The sequence below is a fragment of the Streptomyces sp. NPDC127106 genome (assembly GCF_042677605.1).
In the GTDB taxonomy this organism is placed as follows: domain Bacteria; phylum Actinomycetota; class Actinomycetes; order Streptomycetales; family Streptomycetaceae; genus Streptomyces.
Genome location: NZ_JBHXTC010000045.1, coordinates 37,844 through 56,923 on the forward strand (window position 1 = coordinate 37,844; position 19,080 = coordinate 56,923).

General features: G+C 71.5%; 17 protein-coding genes. 9 read left to right on the forward strand and 8 right to left on the reverse strand.

Going from position 1 to position 19,080, the window contains the following annotated elements; genetic code table 11:
• The first annotated feature begins 93 nt into the window (after positions 1–93).
• On the forward strand, positions 94–324 hold the full coding sequence (locus ACFVGY_RS28445) for a hypothetical protein (protein WP_385682217.1): 231 nt from the start codon (positions 94–96) through the stop codon (positions 322–324).
• Positions 325–333: 9 nt separating this feature from the next.
• The gene (hisG, locus tag ACFVGY_RS28450; protein ID WP_385682220.1) at positions 334–1,239 is read left to right on the forward strand and encodes an ATP phosphoribosyltransferase; all 906 of its coding nucleotides are present in this window, start codon (positions 334–336) and stop codon (positions 1,237–1,239) included.
• A gap of 78 nt (positions 1,240–1,317) precedes the next feature.
• On the opposite strand, the gene ACFVGY_RS28455 is transcribed toward hisG, so the two are convergent.
• The 5 genes from ACFVGY_RS28455 to ACFVGY_RS28475 form a co-directional block, all read right to left on the reverse strand.
• A complete protein-coding gene (locus ACFVGY_RS28455; RefSeq protein WP_385682223.1) occupies positions 1,318–2,778 on the reverse strand; it encodes a phytoene desaturase family protein in 1,461 nt (486 codons plus the stop codon).
• Positions 2,779–2,817: 39 nt separating this feature from the next.
• Positions 2,818–3,582 carry a class I SAM-dependent methyltransferase gene (locus tag ACFVGY_RS28460; RefSeq protein ID WP_385682225.1) on the reverse strand — a complete coding sequence of 255 codons (765 nt, stop codon included), beginning with the start codon at positions 3,580–3,582 and terminating at the stop codon, positions 2,818–2,820.
• Positions 3,579–4,238 carry a hypothetical protein gene (locus ACFVGY_RS28465; RefSeq protein ID WP_385682228.1) on the reverse strand — a complete coding sequence of 220 codons (660 nt, stop codon included), beginning with the start codon at positions 4,236–4,238 and terminating at the stop codon, positions 3,579–3,581. Before ACFVGY_RS28465 ends, ACFVGY_RS28460 begins: the two co-directional genes overlap by 4 nt.
• Positions 4,235–5,914 carry an alpha/beta fold hydrolase gene (locus tag ACFVGY_RS28470; RefSeq protein WP_385682231.1) on the reverse strand — a complete coding sequence of 560 codons (1,680 nt, stop codon included), beginning with the start codon at positions 5,912–5,914 and terminating at the stop codon, positions 4,235–4,237. The genes ACFVGY_RS28465 and ACFVGY_RS28470 overlap by 4 nt, the downstream gene beginning before the upstream one ends.
• 554 nt (positions 5,915–6,468) lie before the next feature.
• The gene (locus tag ACFVGY_RS28475) at positions 6,469–6,624 is read right to left on the reverse strand and encodes a hypothetical protein (protein WP_385682234.1); all 156 of its coding nucleotides are present in this window, start codon (positions 6,622–6,624) and stop codon (positions 6,469–6,471) included.
• A gap of 537 nt (positions 6,625–7,161) precedes the next feature.
• Here ACFVGY_RS28475 and ACFVGY_RS28480 point away from each other — a divergent pair.
• On the forward strand, positions 7,162–8,052 hold the full coding sequence (locus ACFVGY_RS28480; RefSeq protein WP_385682236.1) for an FAD binding domain-containing protein: 891 nt from the start codon (positions 7,162–7,164) through the stop codon (positions 8,050–8,052).
• Here the strand turns inward: ACFVGY_RS28480 and ACFVGY_RS28485 are convergent.
• Positions 8,039–9,316 carry a M6 family metalloprotease domain-containing protein gene (locus ACFVGY_RS28485; RefSeq protein ID WP_385682239.1) on the reverse strand — a complete coding sequence of 426 codons (1,278 nt, stop codon included), beginning with the start codon at positions 9,314–9,316 and terminating at the stop codon, positions 8,039–8,041. The genes ACFVGY_RS28480 and ACFVGY_RS28485 overlap by 14 nt on opposite strands.
• 269 nt (positions 9,317–9,585) lie before the next feature.
• On the opposite strand from ACFVGY_RS28485, the gene ACFVGY_RS28490 reads away from it, so the two are divergent.
• The 4 genes from ACFVGY_RS28490 (at position 9,586) to ACFVGY_RS28505 (ending at position 14,308) form a co-directional block, all read left to right on the forward strand.
• On the forward strand, positions 9,586–10,266 hold the full coding sequence (locus tag ACFVGY_RS28490) for a TetR/AcrR family transcriptional regulator (RefSeq protein WP_385682242.1): 681 nt from the start codon (positions 9,586–9,588) through the stop codon (positions 10,264–10,266).
• A 92-nt stretch (positions 10,267–10,358) separates the two neighbouring features.
• A complete protein-coding gene (locus ACFVGY_RS28495; protein WP_385682245.1) occupies positions 10,359–11,921 on the forward strand; it encodes an MFS transporter in 1,563 nt (520 codons plus the stop codon).
• 197 nt (positions 11,922–12,118) lie between these two features.
• Positions 12,119–12,886, forward strand: coding sequence for a dioxygenase (locus ACFVGY_RS28500; RefSeq protein WP_385682297.1), 768 nt, complete (start codon positions 12,119–12,121; stop codon positions 12,884–12,886).
• A 444-nt stretch (positions 12,887–13,330) separates the two neighbouring features.
• Positions 13,331–14,308: an RNA polymerase sigma factor RpoD/SigA gene (locus ACFVGY_RS28505; RefSeq protein ID WP_385682248.1), complete on the forward strand. Its 978-nt coding sequence runs from the start codon at positions 13,331–13,333 to the stop codon at positions 14,306–14,308.
• 85 nt (positions 14,309–14,393) lie between these two features.
• On the opposite strand, the gene ACFVGY_RS28510 is transcribed toward ACFVGY_RS28505, so the two are convergent.
• Positions 14,394–15,422, reverse strand: a complete 1,029-nt coding sequence (locus ACFVGY_RS28510; protein ID WP_385682251.1) for a helix-turn-helix transcriptional regulator — start codon at positions 15,420–15,422, stop codon at positions 14,394–14,396.
• 63 nt (positions 15,423–15,485) lie between these two features.
• Between ACFVGY_RS28510 and ACFVGY_RS28515 the strand changes: the two genes are divergently transcribed.
• Together ACFVGY_RS28515 and pfkB are read left to right on the forward strand one after the other, a co-directional pair.
• Positions 15,486–17,057 carry an MFS transporter gene (locus ACFVGY_RS28515; protein ID WP_385682253.1) on the forward strand — a complete coding sequence of 524 codons (1,572 nt, stop codon included), beginning with the start codon at positions 15,486–15,488 and terminating at the stop codon, positions 17,055–17,057.
• Between the two features lie 122 nt (positions 17,058–17,179).
• Entirely contained in the window at positions 17,180–18,244 is a 1,065-nt protein-coding gene (gene pfkB, locus ACFVGY_RS28520) for a 1-phosphofructokinase (protein ID WP_385682255.1), read from the forward strand.
• A 10-nt stretch (positions 18,245–18,254) separates the two neighbouring features.
• On the opposite strand, the gene ACFVGY_RS28525 is transcribed toward pfkB, so the two are convergent.
• Positions 18,255–19,031 (reverse strand): DUF6227 family protein, encoded by a 777-nt coding sequence (locus ACFVGY_RS28525; protein ID WP_385682257.1) that lies wholly within the window; start codon positions 19,029–19,031, stop codon positions 18,255–18,257.
• Positions 19,032–19,080 lie beyond the last annotated feature (49 nt).

A 19,080-nucleotide genomic window follows, 5' to 3' on the forward strand; every position in this document is an offset into this window, starting at 1 on the left:
TGGCCCACCCACCCCCCCCCCTTATATAGCGCGGGGCCCCACACACCCCCCGCCCCCCCGCCCGCGGGGGCGGCCTTCGCGGAGACGCTCCTGTTGGAAGAACGGAACAACGGTGTGCGGGCGTGCCTCATTTCACCGGGTGCCATCGCCAACCTGGACGGTGACGCGGATCCTCACAAGATGACGACGCACGCGGTCGCCAAGGGCGTCGCCTCGATCATCGACGATTTCCCCAAGGACATGCTGGTGGGTGAGATCGAGATCAGGCCGGCATCGCTACCCGAACCCCCTGTCACCGGAATCGACCGGCTGTTGCACGTCTAGGAGGACCGCATGCTCTCCCTCGCACTGCCCAAGGGGTCTTCCCTCGAGCGGCGGACCCTGGATCTGTTCGCGGCGGCCGGCCTGGAAGTGACCAGGCCGTCCGAAGGCGCATATCGGGGCACCATTGCCTACGGCGGCCCCATACGGATCGCCTTCTTCAAGCCGCGAGAGATCCCCCTGGTCGTTGCGGACGGGACGTTCGATGCCGGGCTGACCGGCGCCGACTGGATCGAGGAAACCGGGGCCAAGGTCGAGAGCGTGGTGTCCTTCACCTACTCCAAGGCCACGGACGCCCCCTGGCGGGTGGTGCTGGCGGTTCCGGCCCAACACGCGGCGCAGACCGTGCAGGATCTCGGCCACGGCACCCGCATCGCCACCGAGTACCCCTCGATCACCCGTCGGTTCCTCCAGGACGCGGGAATCCGCGCGGACGTGGTCCATTCGTACGGCGCCACGGAAGCGAAGATCCCGGAGCTGGCCGATGCCATCGTGGACGTCGTCGACACGGGATCCTCACTCAACCACAACGGGCTGCGGATCATCACGACGATCCGCACCTGCACCCCGAGGCTCATCGCCAGTCCTCAGGCGTGGCGCGACGCCGACCGGCAACGAAGGATCCAGGGCGTGGCCCGGCTGTTGGACGGCGCTCACGCACGTGCCACCAATGCGCTGCTGACCGTACGCGTGCCGGCGCACCGTCTGGACCAGGTGGCCCGCTCCATGCCCGAGCGTTCCTGGCGCGTCGGGGTCGGCCTGCACGACGCCGACCTGGTCGTTGTCCAAGGACTGGCACAGCGCGCAGGGCTGCCCGACATCATCGACCGCCTGCTGGAAGCAGGTGCGCTCGATGTCACCCAGACGGACGGCGGAATGGCCATGTCGGCGCTCCTACCGACACCGGCACCGTTCTGAGAGTCGTGGCCCGGGTCGCAGCCATGAGTGCCCCGCGACCCTGCCGAGTCCCGCAGGGGAGGGCTGGACCGGCACCGGTTACGCCTGAGCACGGCCGGGTCGCGGGGACAAGTCCGGTGCCGTGTGGATGCCGTGGTGGCGGCGAAGTGCGGACAGGGCCGCGAGATGGCCGCACATGCCGTGGACCGAAGGCCCGGGCGGTGTGGCGGCCGAGCACAGGTACACGCCGGGCAACGGTGTGGAGTACGGATCCCAGCGGAACGTCGGGCGGGCCAGAGACTGGCGCAGGGACAGCGCGCCGGCGGCGATGTCGCCTCCGACGTAGTTCGGGTTGTACTCCTCGAACCGGGCGGCCGATCGGCCTTGGGCGGTGATGACCGTGTCGGTGAACCCGGGTGCGTACGCCTCGATCCGTTCGCGGATCAGTCGTACGGGGTCACGAGTGTCGCCGTGGGGCACATGGGCGTAGGCCCACACGGGCCGTTTTCCTGCCACGGCCCGGGACGGGTCGGTCACGGCGGGGTCGACGACCAGCACGAAGGGGTCGGGGACGCGCTCCCCTGCGACGGTCGCGGTCTCTTGCCGGATGATGTCCGCACGGGTACCACCGAGGTGCACGGTTCCGGCCTGTCCCACGAGCGGGTTGGCCCAAGGGATGGGGCTGCTGACGAGGAAGTCCGCCTTGGCTGCTCCGGGGCCGTATCGGTAGCGGCCCAAGGCCCGCCGGTAGCGGACGGGCAGCCGTTGCCCGGCAAGGGCGAGGAACTCCTTGGGGCCGACGTCCAGCAGGACGAGCGGGACGTTCCCCAACTCCGCCAGGTCACGGACGTGGTGCCCGGTGTGGACCGTGCCGCCGTGCGCGGTGATGTCTGCAACCATCGCCTCGGCGATTCGATCGCTGCCGCCCTCGGGCAACGGCCAGCCGGTGCTGTGCGCCGTGTGCGCCAGCAGCAGTGCCACGACCGCCGAGGCCAGGGAGGGGAGCTTGCCGACGGCGTGCGCGGCGACGCCGGCCAGCAAGGCCCTGGCCTCCGGAGTCGTGAACGGGCTGCGACGCGTGGCGTGGGCCAGCACCCGTGAGGCCAGCACCAACGGGGTGACCGGCTCGCGGGGCAAGGCTCGCTGGCTCGTGAGGACCAGGTCGACCACGGCGGTGGAACGGGACACCAGGGGCTGCATGAGGCGTTCCCACCGGGGCCCGTCCACTCCCAGATGCTCGGCGGTGTGGGCGATGCTTCGCCAGGCGGCCGTGGCGCGGCCGCCTGGCAGGGGGTGGGCGTAGGGAATCTCCGGCTGCAGGAGCCGTACCCCGCGGGCCGGCAGGTCGAAGCGGCGGAAGAACGCCGAGGCAGCGGCCATCGGGTGGACGGCAGAGCACATGTCGTGCCGGATCTCGCTGTCGAACAGGGCCGTGGTGCGCAGTCCGCCGCCGACGGTGTCGGCCTTCTCGTACAACGAGACCCTGAGTCCCGCGCGGGCGAGGGTGACGGCGGCGGCCAGTCCGTTCGGCCCAGTGCCCACGACTGCGGCGTCGGTCATGCCGTACCTCCCGAGTGGACGTTCTTCCAGAGGGACCGTTCAGGCGTCCTTGCGGTAGACACTGACGAACATCGCACCCTGAGGTGTGTAGGGAGCCGAGTTCCAGTCGCCGTAGCGGCCTTCAGGTGTGAGCCCGGCCGCAGCGGCGTAGGCGTCGACCTCCTCCGGCGCGGTGAGACGGCTCATCTCCGTGCCCACCCGCGAGGTGCCGTCAGCCTCGAACCAGATGTGCGAGCAGTGCCACAGGTCGCGTTCGGGGGCCAGCGTCGAGTGGGTCTGCAGGCCCGTGCCGGGCTCGGGGTAGGGCACGAAGTAGGTCGTCCGTCGCTGCCCTTCGTGGAGAGCGAGGATGCCGGGCTTGTTGTGCGTCTCTACGACCAGGATGCCTCCGGGCGCGAGCCGGTCAGCCGCCCGGCTGACCGCCCGCTGCTGATCGGCGGGATCGAGCAGCATGGACAGAGTGCCGCACACGCAGTAGACCAGCCCGTACTGATGGTCGTCGGTGTAGGTGCGGATGTCACCGTGCACCCCGTCGACGTCGGCGCTCGTGGTCGCCGCGTCCTGGGCCAGCGCCGAGAGCATCTCCGGCGAGGAGTCCACCCCCACGACCCGGCCGGTCTCGCGGGAGAGCGGGATGGCGATGCGGCCGGTTCCCACACCTAGCTCTAGGGTGCCGAGTCTGCGGTCCGGGTGCAGGGACGCCAGTTTCTTCGCCGTGAGGTCGGCCATGCCGTCCTTGGGGAACAAACGGTCGTACCACCCGTGGAACTGTCGGCCGTAGCCGATGTCGTCGATGTGTGTCATCCGGTCTGTCGCTTCCTCGTAGACGTGTCGGCCAGTCGTGGGGCGCCGAGAGGCGTGGGGGAGGAGGCGCGGCCGCCCCGCTGCCGGCTTCGGAGTCGGACGGGGGCGGAGGCCGGGTCCATGGGCGTGTACGGCGAGACGAACATCATCTCCGGAGCGGTGGAGGTGTCGTATCCGGTGGCCCGTGCGAGAGCGAACTGGAACCCCTTGATGTCACCCGACGCTTCGGCGTCTATCCACTCCCGTAGGAACGCGGTGATCACCCTGTATCCGGGAGTGCGGACGATCGTGGAGAAGCCCTTGTCGAGGATCTGCAGTATCTCGCTGCAGATGTCGTACACGGCCTTCTCGGCCCGTCGGCCGGGGAACCAAAGGATCTGGTGAAATCTCCGTCCGGCTATCAGGTCGACCGGCTGCCAGGGCGATCTCTCACCCGCGGTGTTCAGCGTGCGGTAGAAGAAGTGGTAATCGTGCACTGCCGGTTCCGGTGCGAAGAACCGCCAGTTCGGCAGCAGCGCGAAGGTGTCCTTACGCTGAATCCGGTTGAAGGTCGGGTTCGGGTGCTGTGCGGCGAGCGTGCCGACCAGCAGGGCGGCGCCCGCGATCCGCGCGGTCGCACCGGGGCCGGTGAAGGCCTTCTTCATCAGCTGCTTCACTGCCCCGTCTCCTCTTCGTCGCGCACCTGCTCTGCGTCAGCCGCCAGCGTCCCGTCGAGGAAGGTGATGATCCGGCGGCCCGCCTCGGTGGCGAAACGGGCGCCGGTCAGCAGCGAGTCGTGGTCGGCGCCATCCAGCACGCAGCTCTCCACGCGGCGCCCCTCGCCCCGGTGCGATGCGGCGATTTCGTTGTGCATCAACAACTGCTCCGGGTCGCGGTCGACGGTGTGCTGCGCGGAGATCACCAGGGCATGCGTCCCGACGACGGGCAGATTCCCGTCGAAGGCCCGGAACTCCCGCTCGACGGCGTCCCACTCACGGCGGCCGGCCTCCCACATGCGCGCGTCCGCGTACTGGGCGAAGGCCCGGCTGCGGCAGTTGGCGGGCAGTGCTTCCAGCCAGGCCGGCCGCGCCATGAGAATGCCGAGGCCGGCATTGAGGGACCGGGTCATCGTGTTCATCAGGACGCCAAGGCTCTCGGCGGCCTTGCTCTGCTGGTTCGACCGGTTCAGCTCCTCGGGGTGAGAGGAGTCCAGATAGACGATGGCTTGCAGTCGGTCTCCTAGGTCCGCGGCAGCCCGGCGGGCCAGTTCACCGCCGAGCGAGTGACCGATCAGCACGACCTTGCGGGCTTCGGGGACGACGCCGCGGACCAGGTCCACCAAGTCGTCGACCGACTCCGCCAGACAATAGGGGGAGGTGCTCCTGTACCTGCTGCCGGCATAGCCGGCACGGGCATAGGTGACCACGCCGTATCCGCTCTCCTGCTCGATCTTCTCCGTGATCCACGTGAAGTGCTCCGATGTGGAGACCATGCCGTTGACGAAGACCAGGACCGGGAGGGTCGGGTCGTCACCCTCACTCTGCTCGTACTGCAGTGTGCTTCCGTGGCGGGTCGTCAGGTAGTCGGAGTGCGACCAACCTTCGAGCGTACGCATGCGTCGCTGGACCGCGACTGCCCCGGCCACCGATACGGCCCCGGCCAGCAGCGTCGCTCCGACGAACAGGATGCGGTCGTCACGGCCGGCTGCGGACGGAAACGTCCTGGGGGTAGAGGTGTAGGCGACCATCGGGTGCATGGAAGTGAATCCGGTGACGAACCGCCCCAGCCCCATGACCAGGCCGTTCGCGACGTGGAACGCCCCCGCACTGGTGATCACGAGCCGGGCCAGCCGACCGTCGGCCAAGTAGACCACCGGGAAGAGGCACTCGAGGGCGAGTACACCGTACGTGAGGTACTTCGCGGCCTTCGGATACTTCTTCGTCAGCGCGAAGGTGGGCTCGTGGCCGTAAGTCCTGGTCCGCATGACGCCGCCGAGTGCGGTAGCGCCTCTCCACGACTTGCCCAGCAGTTTCATCCAACCTGACACGAGGTACGAGGTGTTGGCCTGCAGCGCGACGTACCACAGCAAGGCGTCCTGGGTCTGCGGGCGGCTGGACAGACGCGCCAGCCCGGTGGCCGTCTGCACCAGAATCGACACCTGGTCGGACCCGTCGGTGCCGTACCGGTGCCGCGGATACAGTGCGGCGGCGGTGACACCGAGAAAGAGGTTGCCCGCCCCCCGCCACCGCGCCTGACCGGGCAGCAGCATTCCCCCGCTCACCGCGACCCGGGCCACGTGCAGCGCGGCAGTGGTCGTCTCTCCGCTGATGGCGTCGAGGAACTTGCGGGTCACGGGGGTCGACCGACCTTGCACACCACGGGACGTGGGCCAGTGATGGAGTCCGCCCCTGCGCGTTTGCTTCCGTTGGGCCAGGTACTCCAGGGAGGAGGCCAGTGAGGTGAGGGCGGACACGCGCTCCGAGAGCCCGATGGCCTGCGACCGGGTCACAGGGATCGGTCCGGTCAGCGCGGATAGGATCTTCTTCGGCAGCTTCATGAGGGCCTCCCCACCTCGCACGGGTGAGCACTTCTTCTTTCCATGAACGGGGTTGAGCGCTCTGCTGGGCCAGAAATGGCCTCTGGCCCAGCAGAGTCCTGTGCTTCATCGGACGCCGAAGCGCCCCTGGACCAGCGCTGGCCGGCCTCGAAGGTTCAGATCACGGCACCGAACACCGACATGCCGCCGCGGAACGCAGCGAGCCACGTGAACCGGGTCGGGCTCGCGAAGGTCCGGCTCTCGGTGGCGAAGACCTAGGTCTCCGTCCACGCGACGGACGTGCTCACTTGCGTGCTGAGGTCAGTCGCTGGGCCGCCCCTCACGGAGGCTGGAGCGTCGGCCTCGGCGTTTCAGCCGCCGAAGATGGTGACCCACCCGAAGGAGTTCGGGCACGGGGTCGCCAGTACGGTGACGCCCTGCTCCACCAGCACGGTGCCCTCGGCCTGCTCGATCGAGATCGCGTCGAGACGCGGGTCGTCGTTCAGGAAGGCGGTGATGTTGTTCATGTTCTCCTCCGGGACAGTCGGATGAAATTGATGGCCGGGCTTCGCCGTTCGTCGGTCCACAGCGCCAGCCCGAGGCTCATGGTTATACGTAACACCCCCTTGGGCAACTCGTTTCGAGCCATTGCCCGGTGGCGCGATTCGCTCTGCACAGGACGCGCCGAGGAGCGAGAGGTGCGGCGCAGCCTCCGTGGTTCGACCGTTGCGCAGCTGTCGACGCGCACGGTCGTGGAGTGCTGTTGACCCCAGCCGGTCAGAGCCCTTGAGCTGCGGCTTCAGGGTTTTCCGCAAGGCCCACGAAGGCGTGCGCCGGTCGTGTCCGTGCCCGGCGGGGGATCAGTGCCGGGCGAACGCGCCGAACAGGCCGACGACCGGATTCCGGGCGGTCGCGCCCTGCGTCCAGTTCGGGCGGCGGGAGCCGCGGAGTCGCCACCGCGCCGGGGGAAATGTCCGGGATCCGGTTTGCGGGGCGGGTGGACGGTCCATGGGTCCGGTAGGGGGCGGGCGCCCTCCGCCTCCCCGCGACGAATGCGAGCCGCCATGGAGTTCCTGCGCCCCGCCACCTGGGAAGAGGCGCTCGCCGCCAAGGCCGAGTACCCCGCGGCCCTGCCGATCGCCGGCGGGACCGACGTGATGGTCGAGATCAACTTCGACCATCGCCGCCCCGAGTACCTCATGGACCTCACCCGCATCGGGCTGCTCTACGAGTGGGAGGTCGGGGAGGACACCACCGTCCTCGGTGCCGCCGTCCCGTACACCGACGTCGTCGAGCGGCTGCGCGCCCCCCTGCCCGGGCTCGCCCTCGCCTCGCACACCGTCGCCTCCCCGCAGATCCGCAACCGCGGCAGCATCGGCGGCAACCTCGGCACCGCCTCCCCGGCCGGGGACGCCCACCCGGCGCTGCTCGCCGCCGGCGCCGAGGTCGAGGCGGAGTCCGTGCGGGGAACCCGGCTGATCCCGATCGACGCGTTCTACACCGGGGTCAAGCGCAACGCCCTCGCCCCCGACGAGCTGATCAAGACCATCCGGATCGCGAACGCCACCGGGCCCCAGCAGTTCTCCAAGGTCGGCACGCGCAACGCCATGGTCATCGCCGTGTGCGCCTTCGGGATGGCCCTGCACCCCCGGAGCCGGACCGTCCGGACCGGTATCGGGTCCGCCGCGCCCACCCCGGTGCGGGCCGGGGTCGCCGAGGAGTTCCTGTGCGCGGCGCTGGAGGAGGGCGGGTTCTGGGAGTCCGGGCAGGCCCTCACGCCCTCCGTCGTCCGGCAGTTCGGGGAGCTCGCCGCCGCGTCCTGCAATCCGATCGACGACGTCCGCGGCACCGCGAAGTACCGGCGCCACGCCGTCGGCGTCCTGGCCCGCCGGCAGCTGCTGTGGACGTGGGAGGAGTACCGGGGCAGCCGCGGGCGCGGGCTCACGGGCGGGTGATGCGCACCTGGAAGCTGCCGTTGCGCAGCTCGCCCACCACCGAGATGCTGATGCCCGCCTTCTCGTCCGTGAAGGTCTCGCCCGACCGGAACGGCGCGTCCGACAGTTCCCCGTGCACGTTGGGCCGCCGGGTGCAGCCGCCGCTGCCGGCCGCGCTGTCCAGGACCGTCACCGGGCCCTGTCCGGTGTCGATCAGCGAGTCCACCTTGTAGATGAGCACGCCAGGTTTGCAGACGGCCTCGTCGTTCCCGGCCCGGGTCCTTACCTCCACCGCGTACCCGGAGCTGTCCGACAGCGGGACGAAGGCCAGCTTGGTGCCGCCCTCGACCGCCAGCGGTGACAGGGTGTGGTCGCTGACGCCGGACTTCGCGGCGCAGCTGATCTGCGTGCCGTCGAGCCAGCCCAGCTTCCACTTGTGCCAGCCCAGCAGGTCGTTGTTGGCGCCCCAGTCCTCGCTCATGATGTCCCAGTGCCCGACCGCGCCGCCGCCGTCGGCGGTGTACAGGTCGGGCAGGCCGAAGACGTGCCCGTTCTCGTGCGGCAGCACCCGGTAGCCGGTCTCCCGGTAGGAGCCGGAGCCGTCGTCCTGCCGGCTGTAGACGAACGACGTGTTGGCGAGCGGCACGCCGTCCGCCACCGGGGCCTCGGCGTTGCCGGAGAAGGTCACCGACAGCACGGTGTCCAGGGCCGAGGGCCCGGCGTTCGGCGTGACCAGGATGTTGACCAGGTCGTACGCGCGGAAGTCCACGTCGTGGTCGGCGGCCTGGACGATGTGCTCGACGAGCTGGCGGTAGCCCGGCTCGTACGGGGACCCGCGCTCGATCCCGTACGCGGCGAACGGCATCGGCATCCGCAGCCACGTCTTGATCGGGGCCTCGGCGCGGTAGCTGAGCCTCCCGTAGGAGCTGGTGCGGAACCACTCCGCGGTCTGCGGGAAGAACTCCGCCAGCCGGTCCAGGGCCGTTCCCTCGCCTTTGGCGTCGGGGAAGTCGACCATCAGGTTCAGCGCCCGGACCTCGCCGGTCGAACGGGAGTAGCCGGGCGGTGTCGGCAGGCCCTCGGACATCTGCACGCCCGTCGCGCCGGCGATCCGGCAGGGCGCGAGCGCCGACTCGGCGGCGGTGGCGGCGGGACCTGCCGCGGACTGTCCGCGGCCCGCCATTCCCGTGCTGGCGGTGGCGGCGACGCCGAGGGCCAGTGCGGTGAGGCCGATGTAGGCGCCGGCGCGGTGTGGTCTGCGTATCCGGTGGCGGGTCTGCGGCATGGAGATCGCCTTCGGGTCCGCGGCAGCCGGCCGGACCCGGGCTGCGCTCCGTGCGATCACCCTCCGTCGGCCACGACGCGCCCGCGCGCCGGGTGCGCCGAACGGGAACGGGGGAGTGGTCCAGGTCACACGGATGAGTGAAATAACCGGGGACGCAATCCCCGTTTGCACGGGTGTCTCCGAAACGGGGACCGGCTCCCCGCTTCGAGGACGGCGGTGCGGGTCGGTTCGGTTCGGTTCGTACGAGGTCCAGGTCGAGGGGGATGTGCATGAAGGGCGCCAGCGCCAGTGCCGGCACCGGCACCGGAATCAGCACCGCCGTCGCCGCGGCCCCGCGTCCGCGCGCCGACGCCGTGCGCAACCGCGAGCGGATCCTGGTGGCGGCGCGGGAGGTGTTCGTCGAGCACGGCTCCGGCGCGCCGTTCGACGAGGTCGCCCGCCGGGCGGGTGTCGGCAACGCCACCCTGTACCGCCATTTCCCCGACCGCGCCACCCTGGTCCACCACGTCGTGCTGTTCGTGATGGACCGGGTCACGGCCGAGGCGCGGCGGTCGCTCGCCGAGGAGCCCGACGCGTTCGCCGCGCTGTGCCGCTTCACGCACACCGCCGCGGACGAGCGGATCGGCGCCCTGTGCGCCATGCTCAGTGGCGACTTCGACCGCGAGCACCCCGAACTCGTCACCGCCCGCGACCGGTTGGCGGAGACGGCCGAGGGGCTGCTGACCGCCGGTCAGGACGCGGGCCTGATCCGGGACGATGTCGGCGTCGGTGACCTGATGGTCGCCCTGTCCCAGCTCAGTCGCCCCCTCCCGGGCGTCACCTGCATCGACGGGGACGTGTTCGTCCACCGCCATCTCCAGCTCCTCCTCGACGGGTTGCGGACCCCGGCCCGTTCCCGGCTGCCCGGTGCGGCCGCCACCCTCGACGACCTCAGGCAGAAAACCGTGTGACGTTCCGGGCCGGGCCCGTTAGCGTCTTAAATCCCCGTCAATCACACCAAATCCGTCATTTCCGTACGCCGAGCACTGAAGTGGGTACCCCCATGCCGAAAACGGCCGCGACAAGCGCGCCGGCCCCGTCGTCGCCCCCGGCGCCGACTGCCGATTCCAACCGCTGGAAAGCGCTCGTCTTCATCGCCCTGGCGCAGCTGATGGTCGTCCTCGACGCGACGATCGTGAACATCGCGCTGCCCTCCGCCCAGACCGACCTGGGCATCTCCGACGGCAACCGCCAGTGGGTCATCACCGCCTACGCGCTCGCGTTCGGCGGCCTGCTCCTCTTCGGCGGCCGCATCGCCGACAAGTGGGGCCGCAAGAACGCGTTCGTCGTCGGGCTCGTCGGCTTCGCCCTGGCCTCCGCGCTCGGCGGCGCCGCCACCAGCGAGGCGATGATGCTCGGCGCCCGCGCGCTGCAGGGCGCCTTCGGCGCGCTGCTCGCCCCGGCGGCCCTGTCCCTGCTGGCCGTCACGTTCACCGATGCCGCCGAGCGGGCCAAGGCCTTCGGCATCTTCGGCGCGATCGCGGGCGGCGGCGGCGCCGTCGGCCTGATCCTCGGTGGTTTCCTCACCGAGTACCTCAACTGGCGCTGGACCTTCTACGTCAACATCCCGTTCGCCGTGGTCGCGGCGGCGGGCGCCTGGCTGGCCGTCCGCGAGCCCGCCGGGGGCCGCAACCGCGCCCCGCTGGACATTCCCGGCGTCGTCCTGTCCACACTCGGCCTCGTGGCGCTGGTGTACGGGTTCACGCGCGCCGAGTCGGCCGGCTGGTCGGACGAGGTGACCGTGGGCATGTTCATCGCCTCGGCGGCCCTGCTGGCGGCGTTCGTCTTCACCGAGGCCCAGGTGAAGTCCCCGCTGCTGCCGCTGCGCGTCCTGCTGGAGCGCAACCGCGGTGGTGTCTACCTCTCCCTGGGCCTGGCCGTCATCGCGATGTTCGGCCTGTTCCTCTTCCTGACCTACTACCTCCAGGTCGTGAAGGGCTTCTCGCCGGTCAAGACCGGCTTCGCCTTCCTGCCGATGATCGCGGGCATGATCACGGGCTCCACGCAGATCGGTGCCCGCCTGATGACCCGGGTCCCGCCGCGGCTGCTGATGGGGCCGGGCTTCCTGGTCGCCGCCGCCGGCATGCTGATGCTGACCCAGCTGGAGGTCGGCTCCTCGTACCCGGCGCTGATCCTGCCGGCGCAGCTGCTGCTGGGACTCGGCATGGGTACGGCGTTCATGCCCGCGATGTCCCTGTCCACGCACGGGGTGGGCCCGGCCGACGCAGGCGTCGCTTCCGCCATGGTCAACACCTCGCAGCAGGTCGGCGGCGCCATCGGCACCGCCCTGCTGAACACCATCGCCGCCTCGGCGACCACCGCGTACCTGGCCGACCACGCGGCCGAGGCCCCGACCGGCGGCGCCGCGGCGCAGCTGCTGCAGGCCCGGGCGATGGTGGAGGGCTACTCCAGCGCCATCTGGTGGGCGGTCGGCATCCTCCTCGCCAGCGCGGCCGTCGCCCTGACCTTCGTCAACACGGGCCGTCCAGGGGCCGGCGGCCCGGTGGCGTCCGGGTCCGGAGCGGGCGGCGAGGCCGAGGTGAAGGTCCCGGTGATCGCCCACTGACGGGCCGCGGGACCTCCCGGGAATGACGATCGACCCCGCGTCGTTCAAATTTGAACGACGCGGGGTCCGTCTTGCCCCAGGCCCCGCGAGGACGACCGAGGAGCGCCACCGTGACCCCCGCCGAGACCCCCGTCCCGCCCCTGCACGCACACCCGACCGCAGCCGCCGCGGACGCGACCTCCCCGGGCCCGACCCGCATGCCCGCGCTCTACCTGAGCCACGGCGCACCCCCGCTCGCCGACGACCCGGTCTGGCCCGGCGAACTCGCCGCCTGGTCCGCCGCCCTGCCCCGCCCCCGGGCGATCCTCATGGTCTCCGCGCACTGGGAGGAGGCCCCGCTCGCCCTCGGCGCCACCGAGCGCGCACCGCTCGTGTACGACTTCTGGGGCTTCCCCGAGCGCTACTACCGGGTCCGCTACGACGCCCCGGGAGCCCCGGACCTCGCCGCCGCCGTGCGGAAACTGCTGCGCGCCCCCGGCGCCCCCGTCCAGGACGTCCCGGACCGCGGCCTCGACCACGGGGCGTACGTCCCGCTCGCGGAGATGTACCCGGGCGCCGACGTCCCGGTGCTGCAGATCTCCCTGCCCACGCTCGACCCGCAGCGCCTGATGGGCGTCGGCCGCAAGCTGGCCCCCTTGCGCGACGAGGGCGTCCTGATCGTCGGCAGTGGCTTCTTCACCCACAACCTGGCCGCCCTGCGCCACACCGGGCCGGGGGTGCCCGCCTGGTCGGCGGAGTTCGACGCCTGGGGTCGGGAGGCGCTGGACGCCTCGGACGTCGACGCCCTGCTGGACTTCGAGGCCCGATCCCCGGCGGGCCCGCTCGCCCACCCGCGCACGGAGCACTTCGCCCCGCTCTTCGTCACCCTCGGCGCGGCCGACGCCGCCGGCGACCTCGGCCGTCGGACGGACGCGGTGGACGGCTTCTGGATGGGCCTGTCGAAGCGCTCGGTCCAGTTCGGGTAGGCCCCGCTGCGGGCCAGGTCCCGGCGGATGCCCCCGCCACCCCCTTGGGCCTCTGTGTGCCGCCCGGAGGTCCGATCCGCGCAACCAGAAGCCGCCGGGAGTCGTCTTCCGGGGCAGGAGTGCTTCCGCCGTCCGTGTGACGGCGGTCTCACAGGCGCTGCGCCGGCCCCGGTCCGCGCGCGGCCGGCGAGGGCTTTTCGATCATCCCCGCCCCCGGCCTGACCTGCGACTCCTCGCGTTCTGGCAGGTCGGCACTGCCGCCCTTCCAGGGAGCGGCGGGGCAGGATACTGCAAGATCGCGAAAAAGAGAGGCAGGCGTGGGAATTCTGTCCTGATTCCAGCCGTTGTCTCCCTAGGAAGCGGGCACTCGGGAGAGTGTCCGGGGACGCAGAGCCGCGTTCCAGCAGCCGCACCGCGACCTCACACATTTGCAAGGGAGCACGCATGGCAACCCGCGCCGTCGCCCGCCACCAGTCCGAGGGCAGCGCCCGCGCTGCCGGCGGGGAGATCGCCGACCGCGACCTGGTCGGCATGTACCTGGACGAGATCGCGCGCACCCCGCTGCTCGATGCGGCCAAGGAAGTGGAACTGTCCCAGATCATCGAGGCGGGCGTGTACGCCCGGCAGATCCTCGACGGTGAGGTGGAGCGCGAGGGGGACGCGCCCAGCCGAGCGGAGCTGGAGGTCCTGGCCGCGGAGGGGGAGCGGGCCAAGGAGACGTTCATCCGCTCCAACCTGCGCCTCGTCGTGGCCGTCGCCCGCCGCTACCCGCGCAGCGGCCTGCCCCTGCTCGACCTGATCCAGGAGGGCAACGCGGGCCTGGTCCGCGCGGTGGAGAAGTTCGACTACACCAAGGGCTTCAAGTTCTCCACGTACGCGACGTGGTGGATCCGCCAGGCCATCACCCGGTCCATCGCCGACCAGTCGCGCACCATCCGCCTCCCCGTCCACCTCGTCGAGGAGCTCGGCCGGATCCGCCGCATCCAGCGGGAGTTCAACCGGGAGAACGGCCGCGAGCCCGAGCACGCGGAGATAGCCGCCGAGCTGGACTCGACGGAGCAGCGCGTGGGCGACGTGCTCGACTGGGCCCGGGACCCGGTCAGCCTGAACATGTCCGTGGACGACGAGGGCGAGACGCAGTTCGGCGACCTCCTGGAGGACACCTCGGCGATCTCCCCGGAGCAGTCCGTCCTCTCCCTGCTGCGCAGCGAGGAACTGGAAGACCTGCTGGGCAAGCTCGACCAGCGCACGGCGTCGATCATCAAGATGCGGTACGGCATCGACGACGGCCGGGAGCGGACCCTGACCGAGGTCGGAAAGCAGCACGGGCTGACCCGCGAGCGGATCCGGCAGATCGAGAAGCACGCACTGCTGGAGCTCAAGCGCATGGCGCGCGACACCGGCTTCGACGCAGTGGCCTGACGGGCCCGGCCCCGTCGGGCCCACCCCCGGTACCAGCCCCCGGCGCCGCCCCCTCCAGGTGCCGGGGGCTTCCGGTTGCCCGCCGCTACCCGACCCCGGCGGCCCCGGCGCCCGCCGTGAGCCGCCCAGCCAGCGACCGGGCCGCCTCACCCAGGAGTCCCGGTGCGTGGACGGTGAACGGCAGGCCCGTCAGCGCCAGCCGGGCCGCGAGCCACTCCGGGGACTCCCCGGTCTCGAACCGCACCAGGCACCCCGCGCCCGCGCCCGCATCCGTGCCTGCATCCGCATCCGCGCCCGCCGCCGCGGCCCCGTCCGCCGCCGCGGCCCCCTCCGCCGACGCGGCGTGCCCCTGTAGCCAGCCGGGCAGCTCCTGCGCCCCGACGCCGAAGCCGACCTCCACCGCGTACGTCTGCCGGCCGTGCAGCCCCCTGCGGACGAACTCCACGGCGTCCATCGGCAGCTCGCGCGGGGTGAACCGGGCGCCGGTCGCGAAGGGCTCCGCCACCCGGTCCACGCGGAAGGTCCGCCAGTCCTCCCGGTCCATGTCGTAGGCCACCAGGTACCACCGGCTGCCCGTGCTCACCAGCCGGTACGGCTCCACCAGCCGCCGCGTGGCGGCCCCGTCCCGCGCCCGGTACGCGAACCGCAGCCGCTCCTGCCCGGCCACCGCCGAGGCCATCGTCGTCAGCGTGTGCGGGTCCACGGTCGCCCCGTCGCCGCGGGTCACCGCGATCGTGGCCGACTGCAGGGCGCCCACCCGGTGCCGCAGCCGCCCCGGCAGCACCTGCTCCAGCTTGGCCAGCGCCCGCACGGAGGCCTCTTCGACCCCCTCGACGGCGTGCCCGGCCCCCGCCCGCAGCCCCACCGCGATCGCGACGGCCTCCTCGTCGTCCAGCAGCAGCGGCGGCATCGCCGCGCCCGCCACCAGCCGGTACCCGCCCTCCGGGCCCATCGTGGCCTCCACCGGGTACCCCAGCTCCCGCAACCGGTCGATGTCGCGGCGGATCGTGCGCGTACTGACTCGCAGCCGGTCCGCCAGTTCGCTGCCGGGCCATTCGCGCGGGGTCTGCAACAGGGAGAGGAGGGTGAGGAGCCGTGCCGGAGTGTCGGTCATGGGATCCAGGCTGCCAGGGAAATAGGACACCATCTGACCTAGACCCGGTCTAGGTTTCTCCCCATGAGCAGCGAGACGACCATGACATCGCCCGGAGGAAAGACCGGGCCCGCATCCGAAGAGCGGAATTCCGCCCTCGCCGAACCCGAGGCCTCCGACGTCCCCGTCGCCGACCGGCGCCGCTGGCTGGCGCTCGCCATCGTGATGACCGCGGCCTTCATGGACCTGGTCGACGTCACGATCGTCAACATCGCGATACCCAGCATGCGCGGCGACTTCGGCGCCTCCACCAGCGCCATCCAGTGGATCACCGCCGGCTACGCGCTCGCCTTCGCGGCCGGACTGATCACCGGCGGCCGCCTCGGGGACATCTACGGCCGCAAGAGGCTCTTCCTCATCGGCATTGCGGGCTTCACCGCCGCCTCGCTGCTCTGCGGCATCGCCCCCGACCCCGACGTGCTCGTCGCCGCCCGCATCCTCCAGGGCGGCATGGCGGCCATGATGGTCCCGCAGGTGCTGGCGATCATCCACGTCAGCTTCCCGCCCCACGAGCGCGGCAAGGTCTTCGGCATGTTCGGCGCGATCGTCGGTCTCGGCGCCGTCTCGGGCCCGCTGCTCGGCGCCCTGCTGACCCAGTGGAACCTCTTCGGCCTCGAATGGCGCCCGATCTTCCTGATCAACCTGCCCGTCGGCATCGCCGGTGTGCTGCTCGGCCGCGCCTTCATCACCGAGTCCAAGGCCCCCACGGCCCTGCGCCTCGACCTGGTCGGCGTCGTCCTCGCGACCCTCGGCCTGGTCATGCTGATCTTCCCGCTGACCCACGGCCGGGAGAACGACTGGCCGCTGTGGGGCTTCGTCTCCATGGCCTTGGTGCCCTTCGTCTTCGCCGCGTTCATCGCGTACGAGAAGCACAAGATCCGCAAGGACGGCTCCCCGCTGGTCGAGCTCTCCCTCTTCAAGATCAAGAGCTTTGCGGGCGGTATCGCCGTCCAGCTGACCTTCGGCCTCGCGACCGGCATCTTCTTCCTGGTCTGGACGCTGTACATGCAGATGGGCCTCGGCTGGAGCGCCCTGCGGGCCGGCCTCACCGGTGTCCCGTTCTCCATCGCCGTCTCGCTCGCCGCCGGCCTGTCGGTGCAGAAGCTCGTCCCGCGCTTCGGTCGAAAGGTGCTCCAGGCGGGCGCCCTGACCATGGCGGCGGGCATCCTGCTCTACATCTGGGAGGCGAAGCACTTCGGCATGGAGATCGCCTCCTGGCAGATGGCCGCCCCGCTGATCGTCATGGGCCTCGGCATGGGCCTGATCGTGGCCCCGCTCACCGACACCGTGCTGTCCCAGGTGCCCCGCGAGCACGCCGGCTCCGCCTCCGGGCTGATCAACACCACCGGGCAGATGGGCAACGCCCTGGGCCTCGGCCTGACCTCGGTGGTCTTCTTCGGGCAGATGGACGACGACTCCGTCTTCGGACCGCCGTACGTGGAGGCCTTCCACGGGGCGCTGTGGTGGATCGTGGCCGTCCTGGTGATGATCTTCGCGGTGATGTTCATGCTGCCGCGCACGTCGGTGCCGCCGGAGCAGCGCGAGGGCGCCGTCGAGCAGGCCCCGCAGGCCCCGGAGCAGGTGCCGGCCGCGTAGCCGGTCCCTGGCCGCCCCCTGCACACGGGCACGTCCGCTCCTCAAGGCGGGCGTGCCCGTTCCTTTTGATTCCGGGCATAACGGGCGTACGGTGAGGGAAATCCAAGGGAAGCCGTGCTCGAATGATCCTCACCGTCACCCCGAACCCCTCCCTCGACCGGACGTACGAGGTCCCCGTGCTGGAGCGGGGAGCCGTGCTGCGCGCCGTCGTCGACCGGCTCGACCCCGGGGGCAAGGGGGTCAACGTCTCGCGCGCCGTGGCCGCCGTCGGCGTGCGGACGACGGCCGTCCTCCCGCTCGGCGGCCCGACCGGCACCCTGCTCGCCGAACTCCTGGCCACCGAGGGAGTGGACGTCACCGCCGTCTCGGTCGCCGGGCAGACCCGCTCGAACGTCTCGATCGTCGAACCGGACGGCACCCTCACCAAGGTCAACGCGCCCGGCCCGGCCCTCACCGAGGCCGAATCCGCGCTCCTGCTGGACACCGTCCGCACCTGCGCCGACAGCCCCGACTGGATCGCGGCCTGCGGCAGCCTCCCGCCCGGCCTGCCGCCCCACTGGTACGCCGAAGTGGTCGACCGGGCCCGCGCGACGGGCGCCCGCATCGCCCTGGACACCTCCGGCCCTGCCCTGACGGAGGCGCTGTCCGCCCGCCCGGACGTGGTGAAGCCGAACGCGGCCGAGCTCGCGGAAGCGGTGGGCCGGCCGCTCCACACGCTCGGCGACGTGGCCGCCGCCGCCGAGGAGCTGCGCTCCCGGGGAGCGGGCGCCGTCCTGGCCTCGCTCGGCGCGGACGGCCAGCTGCTGGCCTCGGCCGAGGGGATCTTCCACGGCACCGCGCCCGTGGCGGCCGTCCGCAGCAGCGCCGGCGCCGGCGACGCCGCGCTGGCCGGCTTCCTCGTCGCGGGCGGCAGCGGTCCGGCGGCCCTCGCCTCCGCCCTGGCCCACGGCGCGGCCGCGGTCCGGCTCCCGGGCAGCGCGATGCCGGCCCCCGCCGACCTGCGCCCCGAGGCCGTCCGCATCACACCGCGACCGCCCCTGGACCAGTACCTGACCGAGCCCGCCGAGCCTGCCGAGCCTGCCGCGCCGGCCGTCCCGGGCGGCCGGGCCGGGGTGTGGGTGGAGCCGATGGCCCCGCCGGTGGGGCCGGTGGACCCGACGGGGCCGATCGAGCCGACCGCCGTCTGACGGGAGCGCCTCAGCCGTGCGCGCGGACCTCCATCGCCCCGCGCGCCGCTGCCTCCGTCTCGTACACCTCGCACATGTGGCGCCCGTCCGGCGTTGCCGTGTGCTCGACCTCCCACAGGCTGATCTCGCTGCCGTCCAGCAGGACGAACGCGTGCTCGTACAGCCGGAACCCGGCGTCCCGCCCGTCCGCCAGGCACTGGAGGATGCCGAACGCCTGCGTGATCCGGTGCGCGTACGCCGTCTTCAGCAGCCGCGCCGTCCGCTCCCCGGGCCGGTCCTGGTTCTCGGCGCGACGCAGCACCCGCCGGGCGTGGTCGGCCGACTGCTCCACCGCGTACTCCCGGTACCGCTGGGCCGTGGTCGGGGTGGTGAGCAGCGCGCTCAGCGCGGCCGCGTCCCGGTCCGCCGCCTCCGGGTCCTCCTCCGCGTCGAAGGCAGCAAGGTCGAAGGCGTCCTCCTCCGGGGTCTCGCCGAACAGCCGGGCCACGGCCAAGCGGGCCTCGGCACGGCTCGCGAAGACCTCGTGCCGTATCGTCCGGTCGCCCTCGTGCCGGTACACCAGCTCCCACAGGGACGCCGAACCGCCGTCGGAGAGCAGGTAGGTGTGCCGGTGGGTCTCCCGCCACCGCCCCGCCGCCGGGCTGTGGCTCGTGGTGTACAGCGAAGAACTGTGGGCGAGCGCCGTCCCGAGGCGATCGACCAACCGGTCGGGCAGGTCGTAGGAGTTGAGGGCGCGGCCCAGGAGTCGCTCGAGGTGCGCCTCGGTTGTCTCGTAAGGATCGCTCAAGGTGGGTCTCCAGGCCGTCGCAGCTTGTGACTTCGCGGAAGCTCAACGT